At 60.5% G+C, this 20982-nt stretch carries 24 protein-coding genes; 3 read left to right on the top strand and 21 right to left on the bottom strand.

What is annotated here, in order from left to right; all coding sequences use genetic code 11:
* Positions 1-245 precede the first annotated feature (245 nt).
* On the bottom strand, positions 246-461 hold the full coding sequence (locus BN1130_RS22165) for a hypothetical protein (protein WP_157013932.1): 216 nt from the start codon (positions 459-461) through the stop codon (positions 246-248).
* A 1044-nt stretch (positions 462-1505) separates the two neighbouring features.
* Between BN1130_RS22165 and BN1130_RS21565 the strand changes: the two genes are divergently transcribed.
* The 3 genes from BN1130_RS21565 to BN1130_RS22160 all read left to right on the top strand — a co-directional run bounded on the left by BN1130_RS21565 (position 1506) and on the right by BN1130_RS22160 (position 3428).
* Positions 1506-1916: a hypothetical protein gene (locus tag BN1130_RS21565; protein ID WP_084218156.1), complete on the top strand. Its 411-nt coding sequence runs from the start codon at positions 1506-1508 to the stop codon at positions 1914-1916.
* Positions 1917-1946: 30 nt separating this feature from the next.
* Complete coding sequence (locus BN1130_RS21560; protein ID WP_084218155.1) at positions 1947-2342, top strand: hypothetical protein; 396 nt, start codon at positions 1947-1949, stop codon at positions 2340-2342.
* 846 nt (positions 2343-3188) lie between these two features.
* Positions 3189-3428, top strand: a complete 240-nt coding sequence (locus BN1130_RS22160; protein ID WP_171006541.1) for a site-specific integrase — start codon at positions 3189-3191, stop codon at positions 3426-3428.
* A 157-nt stretch (positions 3429-3585) separates the two neighbouring features.
* Here BN1130_RS22160 and BN1130_RS06820 read toward each other — a convergent pair whose 3' ends face one another.
* From BN1130_RS06820 to BN1130_RS06715, 20 genes are all read right to left on the bottom strand, one after another.
* The gene (locus BN1130_RS06820) at positions 3586-3888 is read right to left on the bottom strand and encodes a hypothetical protein (RefSeq protein ID WP_042041041.1); all 303 of its coding nucleotides are present in this window, start codon (positions 3886-3888) and stop codon (positions 3586-3588) included.
* A gap of 297 nt (positions 3889-4185) precedes the next feature.
* Complete coding sequence (locus BN1130_RS06810) at positions 4186-4470, bottom strand: hypothetical protein (protein WP_042041039.1); 285 nt, start codon at positions 4468-4470, stop codon at positions 4186-4188.
* A 4-nt stretch (positions 4471-4474) separates the two neighbouring features.
* Complete coding sequence (locus tag BN1130_RS06805; protein WP_042041038.1) at positions 4475-6067, bottom strand: type VI secretion system family protein; 1593 nt, start codon at positions 6065-6067, stop codon at positions 4475-4477.
* A 250-nt stretch (positions 6068-6317) separates the two neighbouring features.
* On the bottom strand, positions 6318-7259 hold the full coding sequence (locus tag BN1130_RS06800; protein ID WP_052448202.1) for an AbiTii domain-containing protein: 942 nt from the start codon (positions 7257-7259) through the stop codon (positions 6318-6320).
* 493 nt (positions 7260-7752) lie between these two features.
* Positions 7753-8085, bottom strand: a complete 333-nt coding sequence (locus tag BN1130_RS06795) for a type II toxin-antitoxin system RelE/ParE family toxin (RefSeq protein WP_042041037.1) — start codon at positions 8083-8085, stop codon at positions 7753-7755.
* Positions 8082-8363 (bottom strand): hypothetical protein, encoded by a 282-nt coding sequence (locus tag BN1130_RS06790; protein WP_042041036.1) that lies wholly within the window; start codon positions 8361-8363, stop codon positions 8082-8084. Before BN1130_RS06790 ends, BN1130_RS06795 begins: the two co-directional genes overlap by 4 nt.
* A 215-nt stretch (positions 8364-8578) precedes the next feature.
* On the bottom strand, positions 8579-8869 hold the full coding sequence (locus tag BN1130_RS06785) for a hypothetical protein (protein WP_042041035.1): 291 nt from the start codon (positions 8867-8869) through the stop codon (positions 8579-8581).
* A 223-nt stretch (positions 8870-9092) separates the two neighbouring features.
* Positions 9093-9989, bottom strand: coding sequence for an AbiTii domain-containing protein (locus BN1130_RS06780; protein ID WP_232301947.1), 897 nt, complete (start codon positions 9987-9989; stop codon positions 9093-9095).
* 442 nt (positions 9990-10431) lie between these two features.
* Entirely contained in the window at positions 10432-10668 is a 237-nt protein-coding gene (locus tag BN1130_RS06770) for a hypothetical protein (protein WP_042041032.1), read from the bottom strand.
* Positions 10665-11291, bottom strand: coding sequence for a hypothetical protein (locus BN1130_RS06765; protein WP_042041031.1), 627 nt, complete (start codon positions 11289-11291; stop codon positions 10665-10667). Before BN1130_RS06765 ends, BN1130_RS06770 begins: the two co-directional genes overlap by 4 nt.
* 314 nt (positions 11292-11605) lie before the next feature.
* Positions 11606-12493 (bottom strand): hypothetical protein, encoded by an 888-nt coding sequence (locus BN1130_RS06760; protein WP_232301946.1) that lies wholly within the window; start codon positions 12491-12493, stop codon positions 11606-11608.
* A gap of 228 nt (positions 12494-12721) precedes the next feature.
* Entirely contained in the window at positions 12722-12994 is a 273-nt protein-coding gene (locus BN1130_RS06755) for a hypothetical protein (RefSeq protein WP_042041029.1), read from the bottom strand.
* A 285-nt stretch (positions 12995-13279) separates the two neighbouring features.
* Positions 13280-13459, bottom strand: coding sequence for a hypothetical protein (locus tag BN1130_RS22835; RefSeq protein ID WP_042041028.1), 180 nt, complete (start codon positions 13457-13459; stop codon positions 13280-13282).
* A gap of 195 nt (positions 13460-13654) precedes the next feature.
* Positions 13655-14158, bottom strand: a complete 504-nt coding sequence (locus tag BN1130_RS22830; RefSeq protein ID WP_042041027.1) for an AbiTii domain-containing protein — start codon at positions 14156-14158, stop codon at positions 13655-13657.
* A 225-nt stretch (positions 14159-14383) separates the two neighbouring features.
* Positions 14384-15388 carry a DNA-binding protein gene (locus BN1130_RS06740; RefSeq protein ID WP_042041026.1) on the bottom strand — a complete coding sequence of 335 codons (1005 nt, stop codon included), beginning with the start codon at positions 15386-15388 and terminating at the stop codon, positions 14384-14386.
* 246 nt (positions 15389-15634) lie between these two features.
* The gene (locus BN1130_RS06735) at positions 15635-15907 is read right to left on the bottom strand and encodes a hypothetical protein (protein WP_042041025.1); all 273 of its coding nucleotides are present in this window, start codon (positions 15905-15907) and stop codon (positions 15635-15637) included.
* Complete coding sequence (locus BN1130_RS06730; RefSeq protein ID WP_232301945.1) at positions 15894-16811, bottom strand: hypothetical protein; 918 nt, start codon at positions 16809-16811, stop codon at positions 15894-15896. The genes BN1130_RS06735 and BN1130_RS06730 overlap by 14 nt, the downstream gene beginning before the upstream one ends.
* 265 nt (positions 16812-17076) lie before the next feature.
* Positions 17077-17964 (bottom strand): AbiTii domain-containing protein, encoded by an 888-nt coding sequence (locus BN1130_RS06725; RefSeq protein ID WP_232301944.1) that lies wholly within the window; start codon positions 17962-17964, stop codon positions 17077-17079.
* A 925-nt stretch (positions 17965-18889) separates the two neighbouring features.
* The gene (locus BN1130_RS06720) at positions 18890-19786 is read right to left on the bottom strand and encodes an AbiTii domain-containing protein (RefSeq protein WP_232301943.1); all 897 of its coding nucleotides are present in this window, start codon (positions 19784-19786) and stop codon (positions 18890-18892) included.
* A gap of 178 nt (positions 19787-19964) precedes the next feature.
* The coding region (locus tag BN1130_RS06715) for an AbiTii domain-containing protein (protein ID WP_232301942.1) at positions 19965-20982 on the bottom strand (1018 nt) is incomplete at its 5' end.

Below are 20982 nucleotides of genomic sequence, written 5' to 3'. Positions count from 1 at the left end.
CGGATCTGATCTCGCACCACCAGGGAGAGACTGGGGCTGCTGGCCAGCGGGGTGCCTCAAGCGGTTGCAGCACTGTGCAGCGCGCTCCTGCCCGCGATCCCCCACCCCCGGGGGCCAGGCCGCCGGACCGGGTCGCCAATCAGGTGATGATCCCGGCGCACCGCCACGCCCGGGGACTTGGCCATGTTCCAGCAGCGCCCCACCGGTGACCCCAGCTCGGCAACGTCGCCGGCCGACAGAGCACCTCAAGCAGTTGCAGCACTGTGCAGCTCGCTCCTGCCCGCGATCACCCGCCCTAGGGAGCCAAGCCGCCGGACCAGGTCGCCCACCAGGTGATGACCCCTGTCTGCCGCCCAGCCCGGGGACATGGCCCAGCAGCACGCCAGCAGGATCAGATCTCGCACCACCGCGGAGAGGTAGGGGTGGGCTGACCAGCGAGGTGCCCCGAGCGGTTGCAGCACTGCAGCTCGCTCCTGCCCGCGATCACCCGCCCCAGGGAGCCAGGCCGCCGGACCAGGTCGCCCACCAGGTGATGATCCCGGCGCACCGCCACGCCCGGGGACTTGGCCATGGTCCAGCAGCGCCCCACCGGTGACCCCAGCTCGGCAACGTCGCCGGCCGACAGAGCACCTCAAGCGGTTACAGCACTGTGCAGCGCGCTCCTGCCCGCGATCCCCCACCCCCGGGGGCCAGGCCGCCGGACCGGGTCGCCAATCAGGTGATGATCCCGGCGCACCGCCACGCCCGGGGACTTGGCCATGTTCCAGCAGCGCCCCACCGGTGACCCCAGCTCGGCAACGTCGCCGGCCGACAGAACACCTCGAGCGGTTGCAGCACTGCAGCTCGCACCTGCCCGCGATCCCCCGCCCCTGAGGGCTAGGCCTCCGGACCGGGTCGCCCAGTAGCGCCCCACCGGATCAGATCTCGCACCACCAGGGAGAGGCTGGGGCTGCTGGCCAGCGGGGTACCTCGAGCGGTTGCAGCACTGCTGTTGTGCTCGCCCCTCTATTAAATTAAAACCAACCCTATTCACAGTTGAATATTTATTTTATTTAAAAGTGAAAATCGCATTGAATATTAGGCGGAATCCGCCTAACATATAGTTAACGGTGGCACACAGAAAGCCACTCACCTGAGGGGGCTAGTAGATGCCACCGATAGGAACGAGATGAAACTTTCTGAATTGGCGACTATAAAGACAAACTTTCCAGAAGCTCATTTTTGGCTAGTGCGTCGAGGCTCTTTAAAAACCTGTGGCTCTGTGACAAGGGATTATAATCCTGAACACCTGGGAATAAGGGTGGAACGGCTTGACTTACTACTCCCCGATTACCTTTACTACTGTTTGATGCATATTCATCAAACCGGCCAATGGGAATCTAGAGCCACAGGAACATTGAGCTTAGTCAATATCAGGGCATCAGACGTTCGTAATATCGAACTGTCACCGCGATAGAGCACATGGGGAGGAATACTCCCCATGATATCAACAAAGGGGTAAAATCGTGAAAATTCAGTTACCTAGCATCGATAAACAGAAATCCATAGTGTATGAAATTGCAACTAGGGATGCGATCTCCCAGCTACAAGCCAATCTCCTTGCCCCTAAACTCCCCCCTCAGTCAGAGATCGTCGAATGGACACTCCCTTCTGACCATTTACTTCGTGAAAATGAAGGTTGGGCTCCACCACATCCTGACATCGTCGGTTCATACTTCAGACATTTCCAGCACCATTTCCCTGAATATAACACTGATAAAAAACTGGCATTCTTGCTTGGCCTTTCTAGTGATAGGCGTATACGGGAGTTCAAATCCGGTGAGGCAAAAGTGCCATATGGTATTTGGAGGAAATTCCTTATATTAACAGGGAGAGTCCCACAGGATATTATTAAAGTTTTGGCATTTATGGGATGATTAATATCAATCTAACCTAGAGTATTTCCTATGATGAAACATCACAAACACGACAATGGTGCAGATGAAGTGGGTGTATATCTTCCACGGCATTACTACTCTAACCAGGTTAATTGGACAACAGATAGGATCCCGATTAACCCTTGCCAACGGGATGACTTCGATTCAACTCCCCATGAGAATCGAGATCCTTTAGAACTAGAACACTGGTGGGATATGCCATATATACAGACTTGTGAATGGTCAGACATTGGTAGCAGCAATGCTGAACATAGAGAAAAATGGTTCAAGTACTGGCCATCTGGCATCAGATATACCGTTCGCTGTCTCGATGGAGGGGCATGGGATCGCTCAACAAACCGTGGCAGTTTTGCCTCCCTGGAGCAAGCCGTTGCATCCATTATACCTGTGCAAGCTGGACATTGAGATGCGGCTTCTGTTCGCCGCAACGAACATGTCAGCAGGCAAGCGCAGCGCGGCAGGGGCACTTACCGGAAGCATCCATGTCAAATTTTCAACAACAAGGCGGGGCAGTTGTCCCGCTAGATCAGATCGCGCAGCTACTGGGTGGAACCTTGGCCCACCAGTGATTCCATTTCGGTGCCGTCACTGGCCAGCAGGGGGCTCCGGGCGGTTGCAGCACTGCAGCTTGCTCCTCCCCTCGATCACCCCCTCCTGAGTGCCAGGCCGCCGGACCGGGCCGTCCACCAGGTGATACCCCCCTGTCTGCCGTCCCGCCCGGGGACTTGGCAATGGCCCAGCAGCACCCCACCGGTGACCCCAGCTCGGTAACGTCGCTGGCCGACAGGGTGCCTCGAGCGGCTGCAGCACTCTGTCGGTCGTCGTCAAGACCTGGCCAGTGGTCGCCATGACGACAGGGGGGCTATGTTGAGCGCCCCCTCTCAGAAACAGAAGCGGGGCCACTGGCCCCGCTTATTCTCGCGGAAAATTGCAGTGCTGCAAGCAGGAGGATCCAGGTTGCCCTTGATGGCCGGATTTGGGGCGGGCATTGGCCGCTCACCAATAAAACAAAGCCCCGTAGAAGCGAGGCCTGAGCGGGGAGACACATTACAACCCGTACTCACCCACTTCCCTCATCCATCTCACTTCGTGCTCACTGGGAACCATCCACCCTCGTCGAGTGAGCGGTAGGATCCGGCTGGGCGGTAAGCGATGGCATCAGTTCGCCGTCGCACACCCGTCAGCAGGCAAGCGCAGCGCGGCAGCCCTCCCCCGCTCCATCAGCAGCCGCCCCATTGGGCTTCAAACCCCGTGGAGAATATCTTTGCCAAGGCGTGGATGGAGCTGGATCTCGAGCGCCTGGGCATCCCGCGCTGGTCTGGGCACTCTGCCCGTGTGGGAGCGTCCCAGGATCTGGCGGCCGATGGATACAACACCCTGGAGATCATGCAGGCCGGGCGCTGGACCAGCGAGCGAATGGTGATCCGCTACTGCCGTGACATTCTGGCCGGCGAGTCAGCTATGGCCCGCCGCCGAGCTGGGAAGGGGTGAAGTCGTCGATGCGATGCAAGCCGCGCCGTTGCTGGGTTTTCTTGTCGAAATAGGGAAAAATGTGGGGTATCGTCGATGCGGTGATATGACAGTGAAGCCCCGGCCAGTTCGCCGGGGCTTCCTTATCCTGGGCATGTAGCGGCAGCCCCGCTAGCTCTCACTTATCTACACCTACCGCCTCGCTCGGCTTGCCCTCATTAGGTACAACTTCTCCATATCGGTTGAGGGTCATCTTTTCCCAGCGTTTCTCTGGAATCGTCAATTTAAAGTCCGGGCTATCAACTGGTCTCCCTGGTGGTGTGTAATCTGGGTTTGGCTTGCCAAAAAGGACGCCAAACCCATGAGCCGGCTCACTGATCACCCGCTCCTCCGGCGGCTTACGGCGCTGCTGCTTCTCCTGGGCATCACCACATGCCACCAGTGCGAGGGAAAGGGGTAGGGCAATCGCTATTCGCTTCATGCCACTATTTCGTGCTGCCCTGTTCGCTCTTACTGGCAACCCCATGGCTCGGTGCCTTGAGGGGATCATTTGCAAGCGTCGCCTGGGATGGAGGCGCTTCGGGCTTATCCAAAAAGCCTCCCTCCACGAGCTCCCCTTTTACCTGGTACTTTGGCGAACCGAAAAGGACACCCACTCCATGATTGGAGGGGGTGATACCTGGCCTTTCCTCCTTCGGTAGATCTGACCTGGTGTAAAACAGGGTGGCTATGGCCAAGACCCCTACTGCCGCCAGGAGAGTGACAGCCCAGCGAGCTCTCACTTATCTACACCTGCCGCCGCGCTTGGCTTGCCCTCTTTTTTGCTGATAGTGACCTCTTCCCAGCGGTCCTCTGGGAGAGTCACTTTAAAGTCCGGGCTATCAACTAGCCTCCCTGGCGGTGTGTAATCGGGGTTTGGCTTGCCAAAAAGGACGCCAAATCCATGTGCTGGCTCACTGATCACCCGCTCCTCTGGCGGCTTACGGGGCTGTTTCTTCTCCTGGGTATCGCCACACGCTGCAAGTGCGAGGGGGAGGGCTAGGACAATGACTATTCGCTTCATAAGGTCACTTCCCTGGTGATTGCTGGTAGATGCGACGAACCCTACCAGGGGCGGGGGCGTTCACGTAGAGGGGGCCGAGCGGCGTCCAGTTATCGGAGCAGTGAACATACTCCGTCATCAGCATCTCGTTTTGCTCCTTGGACAGTTTGAGGTCACCGCTTCCATGCCACAGGCCCAGGTACTGGTCGAACAAGAAGGCCAGCGCCCCGGGAACCGGCTCAGACAGGGGGGTGAGCGGAGCTCCGCTTTCCTGCGCGATAGTCTGCATAAGGTGGCCGGCGAGCAGCTGCAGTTCAGGTTTGACCGTGCGCGTCATGATCGCGTTGGCCACATAGCCCACCATTGGCGCGTCGCTCTTGGATACGACGGAGAAAGAGCTGATGGTCGGCTTTATCTGGCTGCTGTCTTTCGCATATCCCTTGTATAGGGGGATAGCTTCCTCCTGGAGCCTGGCGTTGGCTGCAGCCTGGAATCTCTTATAGGCTGCGTCATCACCAAATTTCAGGATGGCATCATAGGGGCGCATGATTGGCGTCTTCTCAACTTGGTCTAGATACCCGCCGCCAACGTCGCTATGAGTACCGAATAGCGGGAGTTCCGTGTGGTCTGGCTGTACGGAGTTAAGCGCAAAATTGAGCCGGTACTCGTCCTTGGCGGCGAGCTGGACAACCTTCTCGGCTGCCCAGGGGGCGATGTAGAGGCGAACCGGCGCGTTGTCGTCATTGGTGGTGTCCAGGCCTATAGCTACCACGGTATCAAAGAGGCCAACGAATGCGACGCGCACCTGGCGCCCCAGGTTCGATTCCAGAAGGATGTTCACGAAATGTCGCGCAGCTGCTGCGCCCCGGCTAAAGCCGAAGACATCCACAGCTACTGGGCCAGCGGGGAGGCTGGCGATCATGGTGCTGATCTTGGATAGGCCTTCCTCTGACCTAGCTATGACGCCAGTTGCACCGGTACCGAAAGCCATGTCGAGCTTTGTGTCAGCCTTGCCGGCAGCAGTGCCGATCCCCTCGATGTAGATCGCTGGGCCGGTATAGGCTTGATGCAGCCGGGCAATGTTGGTTGGACCGCCGTCGTATGAGGATTCAGTGCCTATCAGCTTCTCTATGGATTTGCAGGCCGCCTCGCTTGCCTCTTCACACTGCTCCCTGAGTTGGCTGTTGTACCGGTTGTTCTGGGTGCCATCAAAGAAGATGCCGATCCTATGTTCCGTGGGGTCAACCAGCGGGACAAGAGGGGTCGCCGGCGAACTGGCGGGAGCTGGTGCTGGTGTTTCTGCGGGGGCGCTGGCTGCTCTCGCCCGGGGCCCTTGATTGTCGCCGACGGTCGTCCCCTGGGCGGGGAGTATGGTGTTGCTCATCGGCGGACAGCCGCAAGCGACATAATCGCCCTGCAGTGCGACCGGCCCGCCCGGGCCGATGATGGAACGGGGGCCGACGGCGACGATAGGGCCCTGTCCGACTTTGCAAGCTGGGCAGGTCGCTATCATCCCGATATAGGTTGTTGGCGCCCCTTCGGTGAGCCAGCCGCCATCACCATCCTGGATCACCCCTCCCGTGCTTGTTGGGTCCCCTTTCCGCGCTACATTTCTCATGGCATTCCTCCGTTATGGGACTGACATATTACTTCAAATGGAGCTGATGAACCCTGAATGAGGCTGAATTGTGAGCTGTGCCACGTCACCGACTGTCGGTGGGGTTTGAAGCCCAATGGGGCGGATCTGTACGCTAAGCAAATTTATCCACCAATTCATAAGATTAGAGACACATAAAAAAGCGCTCATTGCGTGTCTATGAAATCGGTTTGAGCATTTTATAGAGGCGCAGCATCTCCAAATCGACTTTTTAGACGCCGTCCCCCCACGAACGTACGTTTTCGTTCCGTTGGACTTCAAACCCCCTCAAGGTGGCCAGCCTGCCCAACACCGCTTCCGTCAGTACCCCGCTGCCGGCCCCTTCCAGGATCGCCCGCACACTGTTGGCCACGGCGCCGATCACCGGCCACTTGGGCTTAGGGGAGGCGGCCTGGGCCTTGAGGGTATCCAGCTCGGCCTGCAGCTCCGCACACGCTTCTCCCTGCAGTTGCCCTTGCGCGATCACCTGTTGTAGCCACGGCAACAAGGCCGCCAGGGCAGCTTCCTTCTGTTCACTGGTCACAGTCTGCTGTTGCTGACCGCCGGGCGAGTTTTGCATCACCTGAAGACCATGAGCATCTCCATTGATGTGAATGTGGGTCACCGACGCCACCTGCTGGGCTTGCTGCCGCTCCTGGGAAGTGAAGCTCATGCCTTCCCCCAAGATCCCCTCCTTTTCAAGCTGCAGTGCCCAATTCAAGACCTGATTTCTGACCGCCCCCAAGATCCGGTTCATGCTGGCCAACGTGAACCGACGAAGAGGGGTACAGTTCGTATCACATGCCGCCCGCAAGGCATCAGCTTCGCGCGGGGAAAATTGCATATGAATATCGTCAGATTCAGCGCACCACCCCTCAATCTCGTCAACAGGCGTGTCAAAGTGGCAGAGTTGCCATCGAGCTGCGGCCTCTGCAGACGGAAAGACCACCCCCTTAAGTCCATGGTGCCCATCGATCAGGACTTCTCCTTGCACATGCCGATAGACTGGGATGGCATCATCCGGCCCGTAACCATTGAGCTCGTGTCCAAGCCAGGTAACCCACTCGGGCAACTGCAGGCGGTGGGCCGCCACTAGGGCGCGGCGGAGCAGATCAGCGGTTTTAACGGCCGGATCGTTGGCCAGGGTAATCAGTTCGGGGATGAGGGCGGGCATGGATGTGCTCCTAGGCGATATTGGGCCCCATTGTACTCGGTTTCGGTGGTTTGGATTGCAGGGCTGCAAACGGCAGGATCCCGCTCGTCCTCGATGGCCGGTTTTTCAAATCCCTCTTACTGCTATTAGCGTCTTGTGTACCATTCACGGGAGCAAACACCGCCATCAGGGTCGAACACCCCCATATGGCCAGATAGCCACGCACGGTGAAGCTCTGTGCCAACAATCAGCCTCCTCAACCAACGTGGCCATAGATGTTGCTGATATCCCTCAAGATATGCCCACAGAAGAATCCGCTTACTCATTTTTTCCTTTCTCAACGAGGTTGAGTTCATGGTTGGAGATACCTGCTAACTCCCGCCACACACATCACAATCAGGTTCGCCCGGTAGTACGTCGCCGGCCGGGGGCTTGTGCGAGGCCTCCTGCTCGGCGGCATGGCCGCCGAGCAACCGGCTCAGGCGGTTAACAAGGGTCATCGGCTGCACCTCCGTCATTGTCGCAAGATCAGATGCCGATACAGGGCATCCTCGATGCTTTGGCGCTGGTGCAGCACCAGCAGGATATAGGCCGCATCGGGCTGCACACTGTAGAGCACCCGGTAGCCCTTCTGATCGATGCGCTCATGCACATCGAGGCCATAGTCAGCGGTCGCCGGGCACTGGCGATAGAGCAGGGCATTGGCGCTGATCGCCGCCACGGCCTCGGTCAGCAACGTCTCCACCAGGACGGCGGCCTGCTCGGGCCCGCTGCGCACCGCATTGAATGCCTCGATGTCCTGCAGACAGGTCAGTGCGGTCGCGGTCACCCGCACCGGCAGCGTCATGTGCGGGCCGCCCGCAGCAGGGTCAGCGCCTCATCCTCGCTGTAACTGCGACCTTTGCGGCCAATGTCCTGGGTGGCCAGGGCGACCAGCTTGACCAGCGCCTTTTGCTCGCGCTCCTGGTGCAGATCGGCCAGCTCCTGGGCGCGGTCGGCGGCGGTAGTGATAAACAGCTCGGGGGTGCCGTTCTTTGTGACGTAGACCCCGCCGTTGAAATTCTCCGGGGTGCCCAGCGCCTCGCGAGCGGCGCGCTGGGACATGGCTTTGACGACTTCTCTCATGGCGTTATCTCTTTCTGGTGTCCGTGATGGGATCAGTATATCCCCACCCGGATCGCAGTGGTACAAAATTGATTACCAATATTACCCACCTACCCGCTGTGTCGGTTGCAGGGCTGCAAGCAGAGGATCCCGGTCGCCTCGCTGGCCGGATTTGGGCTTGGCTTTGGCCGTTGACCAATAAAGAAAAGCCCCGCATGGCGGGGCTTTGTGGTGACTTAGTGCAGGTTGCCGGGGGTATGCTCAGGCTGGCGGGAGGTGGGCTGACGCGAGCGAGCGGGACGCGGGGCGGGCGGAGTCGGCGTGGTTTGCTCCGCCTCATAGGCTGCCACGGCTGCGATTGCGGCCGCTTGGCCTGCCTTAATCGCCACCTCCTTGATGATCGTCTGCATGCCGCCCTTCTCTTTGACGCGGCGATTGAAGGCTGCGCACCCCGTAATGGTGTCCCCATTAGGCATCTGCAGGGGGTTGTACCAGGGATCCTTGGGCTTGTTGTTATCGTTGGCCATGTTTGGCTCCTTACTAAACGTCTGATGATTGGAGACCCCAGGGAGAGGGGTCGGTCTCGCTCGATGTGTCCGAACACCCCTATTAAACACAGTGGGAGCGCGTTGGACAAACACGGCGGCGCGAAAAGCGGCTCCTGCCCTCGCGGTGTCGGATTTCGGCGCCATGGCCGTTGGCCTAGAAAGCAAAGCGGGGCCGCAGCCCCGCTTATGTCCCCGATATTGATCAGTGGCCGGTCAAGGTGGCCAACCAGCCCAGCGCCTGCGCCGCCAACACTCCCCCACCGGCACCTTCCAGCACAGCCCGCACACTGTCGGCCACGGCGCCGATCACCGGCCATTTGGGGTTAGGGGAGGCGGCCTGGGCCTTGAGAGTGTCCAATTCGGCCTGCAGCTCCGCACACGCTTCTCCCTGCAGCTGTCCTTGTGCAATCACCTGCGTCAGCCAAGGCAGCAGGGCGGCCAAGGCCTCTTCTTTCTGTTCACCCGTCACCGTCTGCTGTTGCTGGCCTCCGGGCGAGCTCTGCATGAACTGAAAACCGGTCGCATTCCCCCGGATGTGAATGTTCACCGGCGCCAGCTGCTGGGCTTGCTGCTGCTCTTGTGGGGTAAAGCTCATCCCTTCACCCTGGATCCCCGCGTCGGTCAGATCGAGCGCCCACGACAGCACCCTATTCCTTACTGCTTCCAACAATCCACGTACCTGGCTTGTCGATACAACGATGACGGCTGTCATAGGGAGCGGTTGGATATCCCGAAGTACGGCGGCAATATCGGGTGGGAAATGGCATAGCAGCTCCTCACTGGATGCTGCCAACGCTTCAAGATCGCTGACTCCCTCAAAAAATGGAGATGTTGAGAGCAGCTCTTTCTCCCGAGGTGTACCAACGTGCAGCGGGATCAGCCCATTTGCCGGGTTCTGGGCGCGAAGCTCCCCACGGATCAGCCTGTATGAAGGCAGTCTGCTTCCATCGGGATAGCCTTGCAGTTCATGGCCTATCCAGGTGGCCCACTCAGGCTGCTTGAGCATGCGGGCGGCCACCATCGCCTTGCGCAGCAGATCGGGGGTCTTGACGGTCTGATCGCTGGCCAGGGCGATCAGTTCAGGGATAAGGGCGGGCATCGTTTCGCTCCTGGACTAAATAGGGCCTCTATTGTACCTGATGTGGCCGTTCGGATTGCAGTGCTGCAAGGGGGGGCACCCCAACCAGCCGCGCTGGGGACTGATTTGGGACTGGCTTTGGCCGTGGACCAAGAAGGAAATGCCCCGCACAGGGCGGGGCATCGTCAGGGGCCGCTGTGTGGCGGTGGGCCTATCGAGTAGGCTTACCTAACCGGATCCAGAAGCTCGGCTGATAGGAGGGGGAGAGCAGCACCAGGGGCCGCCAAAACAACGCCACCAGGTCTATAGGCGCGTGGCCACCCGTTACGGACACTGTAGATGCGCGTGTGGACGTTGTAATAGATGGGCACCACACCAAACAGCAGCGCATGGTGCGTAAACTCCGCCGCGATTTCGTCCTTGGTCAGCGCCGGCCGCCCGTTACGGCCAGGGGGAATTTGCTTCATAGCGTGGGTTTCTCTGGATCGGGGTAGCCCAGGCCTCGGCGCAGGGCGATCAGCGCCCACTCGGGGCAGGGGCGGGCGCTGGGTTTGCTCGGGTCGGCCAACCAGCTCTTGATCGCCCTGACCGAGCAAGAGCGGTCTGCCTGGCCGCAGATCAGCTCGGCCACGCGGGTATGTTTCAGGCCGTGGCGGGCGATCAGTGCTGCCAATTCCTGCTGCAGAGCCTGATCACTCATGCCTTGGCATCCTGGGCCAGCGACTCGCCCTGTGTGTCTACCGGCCAGTACAACACAACCACCTTGCCATGGGCGGGGGCTTCCAGCTCGCGGCGCAGTTGGAAGTTCACCTCCTCCGCAAACACATCCCGCCGCCCGTACCAGTCGGGGCCAGCCACCATCACGAACTCGCACAACTGCGCCAGCGCCGCGAACACAAAGCTGCTAAGAACCCAGACCTGCAGGCCCCGGCCCAACTCGGCGGCATTGGCTTGAGAAAGACCAGCTATCATATTCTGCATCCACTCGCCCAGCGCCTGCGGGAACGCCACGGTAGCGACCAGGAACATCAGCAACCAGATGGTAGTCATATAACGCAGGATCCGCGCCAACAGGTTCAACGTCACCCATCCGATGTTAACGGCCTGACTAACGTACAGCGAGGGACTGCGGCGGGCGTCGGCCAACATGGTCTTGTGTTGCGCCACCGGGACGCAGCCTATCTCGATGCCATTCAAGTACACCTTCGCCACCTGCGGGCCTTGCTCGCGCCCCTCCTCCTTTCGCCTTTCGAGCCACGATCCCACGACAGCCAGGATCGTGACCACCACCAAACATGCCGCCAAATATTGCCACCCTTCCATTGATCTCTCCTGATTCATATGAGGTCGCACGATGCCATCTCGTGCCCTTTTGTGCTCTTTTGTGCCCTTTTTGTCAAGACGCGGCCCCCAGCTGGGGGGCACCGCCTGGGCGATCAGACCAGGGAGCAGGGCGGGTATTGAGGCGGGCTGTCGGTCGAGCGGATTGCAGCGCTGCAAGCGGTGAGGATCCCGGCCGCCTCGATGGACCGGATTTGGGTCTGGCTTTGGCCGCTCACCAAGAAAGCAAAAGCCCCGCTCTGGGCGGGGCTTGAAACTGCTTTTCACTCTTGCGCTGTCATACAGCATGACCGGAACTATAAAAACTTCTCGGCCAGCGCTTGTTTGCCCTTTGGATCTGATGACTGGAGAAGATCCTGCTCCGGGTAATAAAAACCGCTGACCACCAACTCCGATGCCCCGATCATGACGTTGACCGACAGTTCATAACCATCATCCCAGGTATCCCGCACTGACGCTTTACAGCGCTCGCCATTAAGCTCAAAGGTAAATTTTTCGCTACCCTTTTCATACTTTTTCAGTGCAGTTCGCAGCAGCGTTTCCCCAATGAGCTCCCGCTTTTTCTTGGAGAGCATATCCAGCGACCATTCCTTAACGGGGCCATACATGCCGCTGTTATTTAACGCCTCCAGGATCTTGCGCATATGCCCACCGGTGTACTGATTGACCAGCAATGATGAGCGGGAACCATGAGGCTCACCCAACAGGTAACTTCTCATGCTCCACCATGTCTCTGCGACTTGCGCATGGTGCGCGTTCCTGACCAGTTCCTGCACACACCAGGCGAGCGCATCCCTGCTGCGAATGGTTCCATCAGCCTCCAACATGACCTCGGTGGCTTCAACAACTACTGGGTAAGCATGATCGCTATACAGCGGCGTATCTGTCCGATATGCACTTAACCCTGTCAGAGCGTTGACCTGATCCACCAATCCATTCGCCTTCTCTTCGCTGTAGGGGCAGGTCACAAACCCCCTGACAAACTTGATAGTGTGGTCAATCCCTTCGTACAGACTGCCCAAATCGCTCCGCTCCTCTCCTTGGCCTCTGGGAATGGTCAGGATCGGGTGCCATGACGGATAGCTTGTGATTGAAGTGCCCAGCACCCTTATCAGAGACTCAACCTCTTCTCGTCCTTTCTCGGGGGCGCTCAGATTTTGAGTCAGGTACTTCATCGCGTTCATGTTGGCCTCTGCAGAGGCGGTGGGATATCTGAACTCCATAAAATTCAACTCCACGTAAACAATGTGATTTACGTGAATGATTGATCGCACGAGAAGTTATGTCAATGCGCTTTATATCTTGAGCTTTCAGTGCTGTGCCGCCTCGCTGGCCGGATTTGGGGCGTCCTTTGGCCGTTGGCCTAGAAAGCAAACGCCCCGCATAAGCAGGGCGTGATCTGGGCACCATCGTTACAGGCCGTACTGGCCCACCTCGTGGATCCATTTTGTATCGTCATTGCTTGGCCGAGTCGCTGTATACCCTGTCCAACCGAAGAACAGCAGGGCGCCTATCACCAGCAACACCTGCACAACAGTGAACCCCGCTCCGGCGCCATAACGATTTTTTTTCAACTCCTCCAGTATCCAGATCCCAGCGGCAACAAACAGCAGGATCAGCAGCGCTGTCATGCCCTCCTGTCTGATCCCCTCTATCAGCATCTTCAACGCATCCCAAACCATCATGTCACCCTCCAGAACTACCAGGCCGCGCCGTTTCACGCAAAATACTGTATCCATATACAGTCTCGCAAGCGTACCATGCCGCCCCGCACGAGCGCACCACCGACCATCCTCCCGTCGAGTGAGCTGTGGGTTCAGCGCTGGGCGGTAAGCGAGGGCATCGGTTCGCCCTCGCGAACCCGCCAGCCGGCAAGCGCAGCGCGGCAGCGTCCTTTTGCCCGCCACTTTGGCCGTTGGCCCAGAAAAACAAAGCGGGGCCGAAGCCCCGCCCATGCCTTCCGATATCGATCAGCTAACGCTCAAGGTGGCCAGCCACCCCAGCGCCTGCGCAGCCAGTACCCCGCCGCCGCCACCTTCCAGGGTAGCCCGCACACTGCTGGCCAGCGTCCCGATCACCGGCCAGCTCGGCGTGGGGGCGTTGGCCAGCGCCTGCAGGGCAGTATGGTTGGCCTGCAGATCGGCCTGCACCGGTGGCGACAGCGTTCCCTCGGCGATCACCTGCTGCAGCCAGGTCAGCCTCGGCCTTCTGCTCGCCGGTTACCGTCTGCTGTTGCTGGCCGCCGGGCGAGTTCATCAGGATTTGCACACCAGTCGCATTATCCCCGACGCGAATGCTCATTGAGGGCACCTGCTGGGCTTGTTGCTGCTCCTGAGAAGTGAAGCTCATGCCGTCCCCTGGATCCCGGCCTCATCCAGGGCGAGCGCCCAGTCCAGCACCCAGTCCCGCATCGCCTCGATGAGCGCCCGCACCTGAACCGCCGACAAGCTGATCTCCACCTCCCGTGCAGTACCGAGCTCGGCCATGAGCAGGGGCAGGAGCTCAGGGGGGAAATTGACCCGCAGGGGCTTACCGGTCGCGGCCAGCGCCGCCAGTTCGCTCACGGGCAGCGAGAGCGGGCAGGTCTGCCACTGCTGGAACCGCTCGGTGTTGGCCACCGGCAATAGGTAGGTGTTGCCGTCCCGCCTAACTGCCAGTCTCCCGCGCCGCTGACGATAGGGGGGTACCAGGCTATCGTCTGGATAGCCCTGCAGCTCATGGTCTATCCAGCTGACGGCCTCGGGCTGTTGGAGCAGGCGGGCGGCCACCTTAGCCTTGCGTAGCAGCGTGCTGATCTCGACGGCGGGATCGCTGGCCATCGCGATCAGCTCGGGGATAAGGGTGGGCATCGGGTGATCCTGGGCAACAAGGGAGCCCCTATTCTACCCGGTTTCGGTGGTGTGGATTGCAGGACTGCAAGCAGACGGATCTCGGCCCCCTCGCCGGGGTCGGATTTGAGCTTGGCTTTGGCCGTTGACCAATAAAGTAAAACCCCGCCAAGGCGGGGTTTTTGGTCGCGCCAGCCGCAACCGCTGTCATTCATCATTTGCCAGCGCAGGCCATCTTCGCCAACCTTACTGCTTGCCATGTCCAGGCTGGGTCGTGAACGTGGCCAGCAGCCCCCGCGTTGCCTCCAGCTCACCTCGTTGGGCAGCAGCCGTCTCGCGGGCGGTGGCGGCATCCTGGCGAGCAGCCTCATAGTCAGCCTCGATCCGAGCGAGGCGCTCGGCCTGTTGCTGCGCCTCCTCAATCATCCGTTGGCGCTCTGCCACATGGGTCTGAGCGGCGGCCTCGGCCTGGGCGGTCGCTGTAGCGAGACGGTCCCGCAGCTGTTGGATAGTTTCGTCGCGGTTGGCCAGCTGGGCGGTCTGCTTTTCCTGCTCTTGCTCGGCCAGCTCAAGCCGCTGTTGCGTCCGATCTCGTTCGGTGCGCAACCGATCAGCCTCAGTGCGCAAGGCATCTTCTACCTGCTGCGCGGCGGCGGCTGACTGCTCAGCCTCTATATGGGCATGATCGAGCTCAGCGCGCAGCTCAGCGGCCCGCAGCTCGGTGTCCTCACAACGCTGCAAGGCCAATGCCGTCGACTGTTCTGCTGCCTGCAGCTGCTGCCGGGTTGCGTCCAGCTGCTGGGTCAGGGTCTTGACAGTCTCTGCATTGAGCGCCAGTTGCTCTGCCTGTGCGGTGATCTGCTCTTGTGCTGTTTCCAGCTCCATCGCCTGCAGCTCAAACGCGGCAGACTGCTCGGCTGACAGCTGCAGCAGGTCACTTTTCTCGGCTTCAAACCCGGCGCGAGCGGCATCCAGAGACTCGTTGGCCAGCTGCTGGGCCGTTTCCCACAAGCTCTGCCCCAATGCGCGGACATGCTCCTGCAGCGGGAGCGGGAGTGGCTCACGCACCACCTGCACCTGCTTGCGCTGGCTTTCGCGCCAACCCTTCATCACCTCAACCACCGTACTCATGGCGGCTCGGCTTTCCTGGCGCACCGCTTCGACGGTCGGGTACTCGCCAGTGGTGCTGCGCTCATAAAGGGCATTCGCGGCGGCGATGATGCGCTCTTTGACCTCGGGGGACACGGCCATGTTGTTCTCTCCTTGGATTAGTAGTAGTAATAGTAGCATTGCTACTATTACTACTACTAACGATATTTCCAACCCGATAGCCGCTGTGCCGGTTGCAGGGCTGCAAGCGGGGAGAACCCGGCCCCCTCGATGGGATCGGATTGGGGGCGGGCTTTGGCCGTTGACCAATAAAACAAAGCCCCGCAGGGCGGGGCAATGTGTGACGGCAAGGCCGGTGATCACGGTCGGAGCGGGAGGGGGGGGCGGTCACCTGACCTTGTGGAAGATGATGAGGATCAGGGGGACGCAGATCAGGAAGCCCAGGGAGGCCGCGTCAAACACCACGCCGGTGGCTTGCATCACCGCGTCCATCATGGCGCGGTGATACTCCAACGAGACGGGGCCGGTCCCGATCACGCTCTCCTTCTCCGCAATGTGCCCGAAACTGGTAGAGGCCACCCCCAGCCAGAGGTAATAGCCCAGCGACACCAGCGCAATGCCGGCCCAACGCAACACGGTTTTGGTCTTACTTGCTGACATGGTTTTCTCCACCTAATAACCCGCCTACCGTGCCGCCAGAGTACGGCGAGACGGTGCCAAGAGCAGACGCGGCCTCGGCCATGGCCCGGTATGCGCGGGTGTCTGGGTTGTCCTCGTTCGCCGGCATCACTCCATCGGTATTCGGGTATTGCCGCCGAAACTCGCTGGTCATATCGACAACCAGCATCGAGGGCTCGGCACTTTTCTTCATCAGGTAACGCTGCAGCGACAACGGTACGGCAAAGTCCTCTTCCGACTCAACCCGCATCTGGGAGTGGGTGGTATAGCCGCCCTGGAACACCCCGGATCCCGCCATTTTCAGGCCATCGGTGGCGTGGGTCGTACAGTTCTTCCCGGTTACATCGTACTGATCGATGGTGTGGCCACCGCGCCGGGTCATGTCGCCCATGATGGGGGTGGGGATCGCCGGCGTCCCCTTTTTCCACAGGCGCTCGAAGTAGGCGCGGGTGATCGCGGGATCCGCGTCATCAATGCGAAATGCCTTGGCGCTCACACCGTACAAGGCTGTTTGGTAGTAGGTTCGCGCATCCCCGAACTGGAAGAAGTTCAGCACCCCATCGCCAACGGCCCCCAGGGAGCCGCCCGTGCGGCCAAACCGCCCGTAGGTGTAAACATAGGGGTTGTTGTCCTGATGCACCGACACGAAGGCATGGCCGGCGCCGATGATCTCGGTCCACAGAAACACGCCGTTGGCCAGCGGGTTAACCGGCTGGGTGCCGTCATCGGTGGGCTCAAGCCAGCAGCCTTGGGCCTGCGCCACGGGTGTGACGCTGATCGGGTGGTCTTTGCGTAGATAGGAGATCGGTTCGGCGGTTGCCAACCGCTTGTCTTGCCATAACCCCAGCCCTTTGCCGTACTGCCTCATACGCTCCGGCGTCATCATGCCCCCTCTGGCAGACTCAAAAATGCCATTGTGCCATGTGTGGGTAAGCCGGCCAACCGAGGGGATGGCTGGACAAGTCACGGCCTGACCGTTGCAGTGCTGCAACCAGGGTCAACGCTGGGCGGTAAGCGAGGGCATCGGTTCGCCCTTGCGCACCCGCCAGCCGGCAAGCGCAGCGCGGCAGTGTCCTTTTGCCCGCCACTTTGGGCGTTGGCCCACAATGTAAAGCGGGGCCGCCGCCCCGCCGCTTTCTCATAGATGACGATCAGTGTGCGGTGAGGATGGACAGCCAGCCCAAAGCCTGCGCAGCCAGCACCCCGGCGCCGGCGCCTTCCAAGATCGCCCGCACACTGCTGGCCAGCGCCCCGATCAGCGGCCAGCTCGGCGCCTGAGCTCGGGCCAGTGCCTGCAGAGCGGCATGCTGGATCTGCAGTTCGTCACAGACCTCCCGCTGCAGCGGTCCTTTCTCGATCACTTGCACCAGCCAGGGCAGCAAAGCCGCCAGGGCCTCGGCCCTCTGCTCGCCGGTCACCGTCTGCTGTTGCTGGCCCCCGGGCGAGCCTTGCATGAACTGGAAACCGGGAGCATCCCCCCCAATGTAAATGCTCACCGGTGCCAGCGGTTGGGCCTGCTGCTGGGGCGTGAAGCTCATCCCGTCCCCCTGGATCCCCGCCTCGGCCAGTTCAAGTGCCCAATTCAGCACCCGACCCCGGACTGCCTCGATGACTTCCCGCACCTGGATCACCGGCAAGCTGATCTCCACCTCCTGGTGGGTGTCCAGCTCGGCCATGAGCTGAGGCAGGAGCTCAGGAGGGAAGCGGATCCGCACTGGCTTGCCAGTCGCAGCCAGCGCCGCCAGCTCGCTCAATGGCAGCGAGAGCGGGCAGGTCTGCCACTGCTGGGCCCGCTCGGTGTTGGCCACTGACAGCAGGTAGGACGTTCCAGCCCGCCTGATCGCCAATCTCCCGCGCCGCTGGCGATAGGGGGGCACCGGGCTGCCATCGGGATAGCCCTGTAGTTCATGGTCAAGCCAGCTGGCGGCCTCGGGCTGCTGGAGCAGGCGAGCGGCCACAAATGCCTTGCGCAGCAGATCGGGGGGCTGGACGGTCGGATCGCTGGCCAGGGCGATGAGTTCGGGGATAAGGGCAGGCATGGGGCGCTCCTGGGCAAAAAAGGGAGCCCCCAGTGTACCCGATGTGGGCCGTTCGGATTGCAGCGCTGCAAGCGGAGGATCCCGCCCGCCCTCGCGGTCGGATTTCGGCTTGGCTTTGGCCGTTGCCCAAAAAAAAACCGCCTGAGAAGGGCGGTTTTTCTTTGCGAGTCTGGTTGAGAGGCCTGACCTGCGTCTTCCACTAGATACTGTCACTGACAGCAATATTAGAGAACTAATACACATGCGTCAACAGGCTTCACTAGGCCTCACTAGGCTTCAACAGGCTGCTCACTGATAGGCAACGGCTATTCCCAAACGAGTAAGATCAGGTATTATGCTCACTGCTTACGTGTGATGAGAATCATAAGTGGAAGGGGCCGGACGTAAAGAATTTGCAATGAAACCCCGCCCTACACGGCCCTGAGAAAGCCGTGCTGGTAGAAGTCTTGGGAGGGCCCACCCCCCGGTCGCACTTCCACTAGAGACTGTCACAAGTACCTAAAACGCTGAGTACCAGCACAGGCGTTGGAAGGATGGCCAGCCAGTATGGAGGCCATGAAATATGAAGCGCACGCTAAGTATTTTGAGCCACGTTTGGACAACCTTGAAGACTCTGAGCATGCTCAAGTCGGCTTGGGAGTTCATTCGTGATCACTACGACGATTTCCTCTAATGGAGTCTCTGGTGACGAATGGCCGCCCTAGCCACAAGCTAGGGCGGTTTTTCGTTATGGCAGACAGAAGATACTCCTCCTGCCCAGTGGGAGTAATGGCTGGGCTCTGAGGCGCGGCATCAGTTAGCCGCAACGAGCGAGCCAGCAGGCAAGCGCAGCGCAGCACGGCAGCCTTCCTTTTGCCCGCTACTTTGGCCACTGGCCCACAATGCAAAGCGGGGCCATCGCCCCGCTCATGCGCCCCGATATCGATCAGCTACCGGTCAAGGTGGCCAGCCAGCCCAGCACCGGTCCCGCCAACACTTCGCCGCCAGCCCCTTCCAGGATCGCCCGCACACTGCTGGCCACGGCGCCAATCACCGGCCACTTGGGCTTGGGGGAAGCGGCCTGGGCCTTGAGGGTGTCCAGCTCGGCCTGCAGCTCAGCACACGCTTCCCGCTGCAGTTGCCCTTGTGCGATCACCTGCGCCAGCCACGGCAACAAAGCCGCCAGGGCAGCCTCTTTCTGCTCACTGGTCACCGTCTGCTGTTGCTGGCCGCCGGGCGAGTTCTGCATGAACTGAAAAGCGGTCGCATTCCCCCGGATGTGAATGTTCACCGGCGCCAGCTGCTGGGCTTGCTGCTGCTCCTGGGGGGTAAAGCTCATCCCTTCCCCCTGGATCCCCGCCTCGGCCAGATCGAGCGCCCAGTTCAACAGCTTGTCTCGGACCGCCTCAATAAGCCCGCGAACTTGGTTAGACCCCAAGGCGAGTTCCGGTACTCCTGGCAACGAAAGCTCTTGTATCAATATTTGACTCTGCTCGGAGGGGAAGAACGAACGAACAACTTCACCCGGTACGGCCAGGTCCTCTAGGGCGCCCATCGGATGGCCAAACCGAGATTCCGTTATCAACCTGCTCATCTCGGCATTCCTAATTGGCAACGGGAGCCTCCCATGACCAGGCACATCAACCTTGAGCTCACCTTGCAGCACACGGTAGGGCGGTAAATCCCCAGACTGCGAATAGCCCTGCAGTTCAGAGTTGATCCAGGCGGCGAACTCGGGTTGCTTGAGCAGGCGGGCCGCCACCAGGGCCTTGCGCAGCAGATCGGTGGTTTTGACGGTCGGATCGCTGGCCATGGCGATGAGTTCAGGGATAAGGGCGGGCATTGATGCGTTCCTGGGCAAAATGGGAGCCCCTATTCTACCCGGTTTCGGTCGTTCGGATTGCAGCGCTGCAAGCGGGGCGGATCCCGGCCCCCTCGACGGCTGGATTTCGGCCGCACTTTGGCCGTTGGCCTAGAAAACAAAGCGGGGCCGCAGCCCCGCCCATGCTCTCCAATATCGATCAGCTGCCGCTCAAGGTGGCCAGCCAGCCCAGCGCCTGCGCCGCCAGCACCTCGCTACCGGCCCCTTCCAGGATCGCCCGCACACTGCAGGCCAGCGTCCCGATCACCGGCCAGCGCCGCGTGGGGGCGTTGGCCAGCGCCTGCAGGGCCGTCTGGTTGGCCTGCAGCTCGGCCTGCACCAGTGGCGAGAGTTGCCCCTCGTCTATCACCTGCTGCAGCCACGGCAACAAGGCCGCCAGCGCCTCGGTCTTCTGCTCGCCGGTGACCGTTTGCTGTTGCTGGCCCCCGGGCGAGCTCTGCATGAACTGAAAGCCGTGAACATCCCCCCCAATGGAAATGCTCATCGAGGGCACCTGCTGCGCCTGTTGCTGCTCCTTGGCGGTGAACGTCATCCCTTCCCCCTGGATCCCCGCCTCGGCCAGGGCCAGCGCCCAGTCCAGCACCTCGTTACGCACCGCATCGATGAGCGCCTGCACATGGTGGGCCCCGACCAGCCGTACCGGCACCATGGGATGCGGGCTTGCCTTGATGAGCGCCGCCGTCACATCAGCCGGCAACGGCATGTTGAGGGTCGCACCGGGGAGAGCCATCGCGTCCAACGCGCTGATCGACAGCGGGCAGGGTACCTGCGAAAGCGTCTCCATCCACTCCGGTACATCCAAGGTCAACGGGACCGGCTTATCCGTACCAATATCCGCCTTCACGGCGCAGGGCAGCAGACGATAAGGGGGCATCTTGACGTCCTTCGGATAGCCATTGAGCTCATGGTCGATCCAGCTGGCCCACGCTGGCTGCTGCAGCTGCCTGGCCGCAACCTTGGCCTTGCGCAACAGATCGGCGGTCTTGATGGTCGGATCGCTGGCCATGGCGATGAGTTCGGGGATAAGGGCAGTCATAGGGGGCTCCTGGGCGACGATAGAGTCTCCAGTGTAGCCGCCGATCCGCCGTGCCAGTTGCAGGGCTGCAAGCGGCAGGATCCCGGCCGCCTCGATTGACTGGATTTGGGTCTGGCTTTGG

The organism is Aeromonas rivuli (genome assembly GCF_000820045.1).
Taxonomy (GTDB): Bacteria; Pseudomonadota; Gammaproteobacteria; order Enterobacterales; family Aeromonadaceae; genus Aeromonas; species Aeromonas rivuli.
The sequence above is the reverse complement of the archived record's forward strand: the minus strand, read 5'-3'. Positions and strand labels throughout refer to the sequence as shown.

What these genes read in the sequence shown, in the direction of transcription:
- BN1130_RS06765 (WP_042041031.1), bottom strand. Translation starts at nt 11,291, where the DNA reads ATGGAAGGGTGGCAATATTTGGCGGCATGTTTGGTGGTGGTCACGATC.
- BN1130_RS06805 (WP_042041038.1), bottom strand. Translation starts at nt 6,067, where the DNA reads ATGAGAAATGTAGCGCGGAAAGGGGACCCAACAAGCACGGGAGGGGTG.
- BN1130_RS06810 (WP_042041039.1), bottom strand. Translation starts at nt 4,470, where the DNA reads ATGAAGCGAATAGTCATTGTCCTAGCCCTCCCCCTCGCACTTGCAGCG.
- BN1130_RS06730 (WP_232301945.1), bottom strand. Translation starts at nt 16,811, where the DNA reads ATGATGACGCCGGAGCGTATGAGGCAGTACGGCAAAGGGCTGGGGTTA.
- BN1130_RS06720 (WP_232301943.1), bottom strand. Translation starts at nt 19,786, where the DNA reads ATGCCCGCCCTTATCCCTGAACTCATCGCCATGGCCAGCGATCCGACC.
- BN1130_RS22830 (WP_042041027.1), bottom strand. Translation starts at nt 14,158, where the DNA reads ATGCCCACCCTTATCCCCGAGCTGATCGCGATGGCCAGCGATCCCGCC.
- BN1130_RS06760 (WP_232301946.1), bottom strand. Translation starts at nt 12,493, where the DNA reads ATGAACGCGATGAAGTACCTGACTCAAAATCTGAGCGCCCCCGAGAAA.
- BN1130_RS06740 (WP_042041026.1), bottom strand. Translation starts at nt 15,388, where the DNA reads ATGGCCGTGTCCCCCGAGGTCAAAGAGCGCATCATCGCCGCCGCGAAT.
- BN1130_RS06785 (WP_042041035.1), bottom strand. Translation starts at nt 8,869, where the DNA reads ATGGCCAACGATAACAACAAGCCCAAGGATCCCTGGTACAACCCCCTG.
- BN1130_RS06755 (WP_042041029.1), bottom strand. Translation starts at nt 12,994, where the DNA reads ATGATGGTTTGGGATGCGTTGAAGATGCTGATAGAGGGGATCAGACAG.
- BN1130_RS06780 (WP_232301947.1), bottom strand. Translation starts at nt 9,989, where the DNA reads ATGCCCGCCCTTATCCCTGAACTGATCGCCCTGGCCAGCGATCAGACC.
- BN1130_RS06795 (WP_042041037.1), bottom strand. Translation starts at nt 8,085, where the DNA reads ATGACGCTGCCGGTGCGGGTGACCGCGACCGCACTGACCTGTCTGCAG.
- BN1130_RS06770 (WP_042041032.1), bottom strand. Translation starts at nt 10,668, where the DNA reads ATGAGTGATCAGGCTCTGCAGCAGGAATTGGCAGCACTGATCGCCCGC.
- BN1130_RS06800 (WP_052448202.1), bottom strand. Translation starts at nt 7,259, where the DNA reads ATGCCCGCCCTCATCCCCGAACTGATTACCCTGGCCAACGATCCGGCC.
- BN1130_RS06820 (WP_042041041.1), bottom strand. Translation starts at nt 3,888, where the DNA reads ATGAAGCGAATAGCGATTGCCCTACCCCTTTCCCTCGCACTGGTGGCA.
- BN1130_RS06790 (WP_042041036.1), bottom strand. Translation starts at nt 8,363, where the DNA reads ATGAGAGAAGTCGTCAAAGCCATGTCCCAGCGCGCCGCTCGCGAGGCG.
- BN1130_RS21560 (WP_084218155.1), top strand. Translation starts at nt 1,947, where the DNA reads ATGATGAAACATCACAAACACGACAATGGTGCAGATGAAGTGGGTGTA.
- BN1130_RS06735 (WP_042041025.1), bottom strand. Translation starts at nt 15,907, where the DNA reads ATGTCAGCAAGTAAGACCAAAACCGTGTTGCGTTGGGCCGGCATTGCG.
- BN1130_RS06725 (WP_232301944.1), bottom strand. Translation starts at nt 17,964, where the DNA reads ATGCCTGCCCTTATCCCCGAACTCATCGCCCTGGCCAGCGATCCGACC.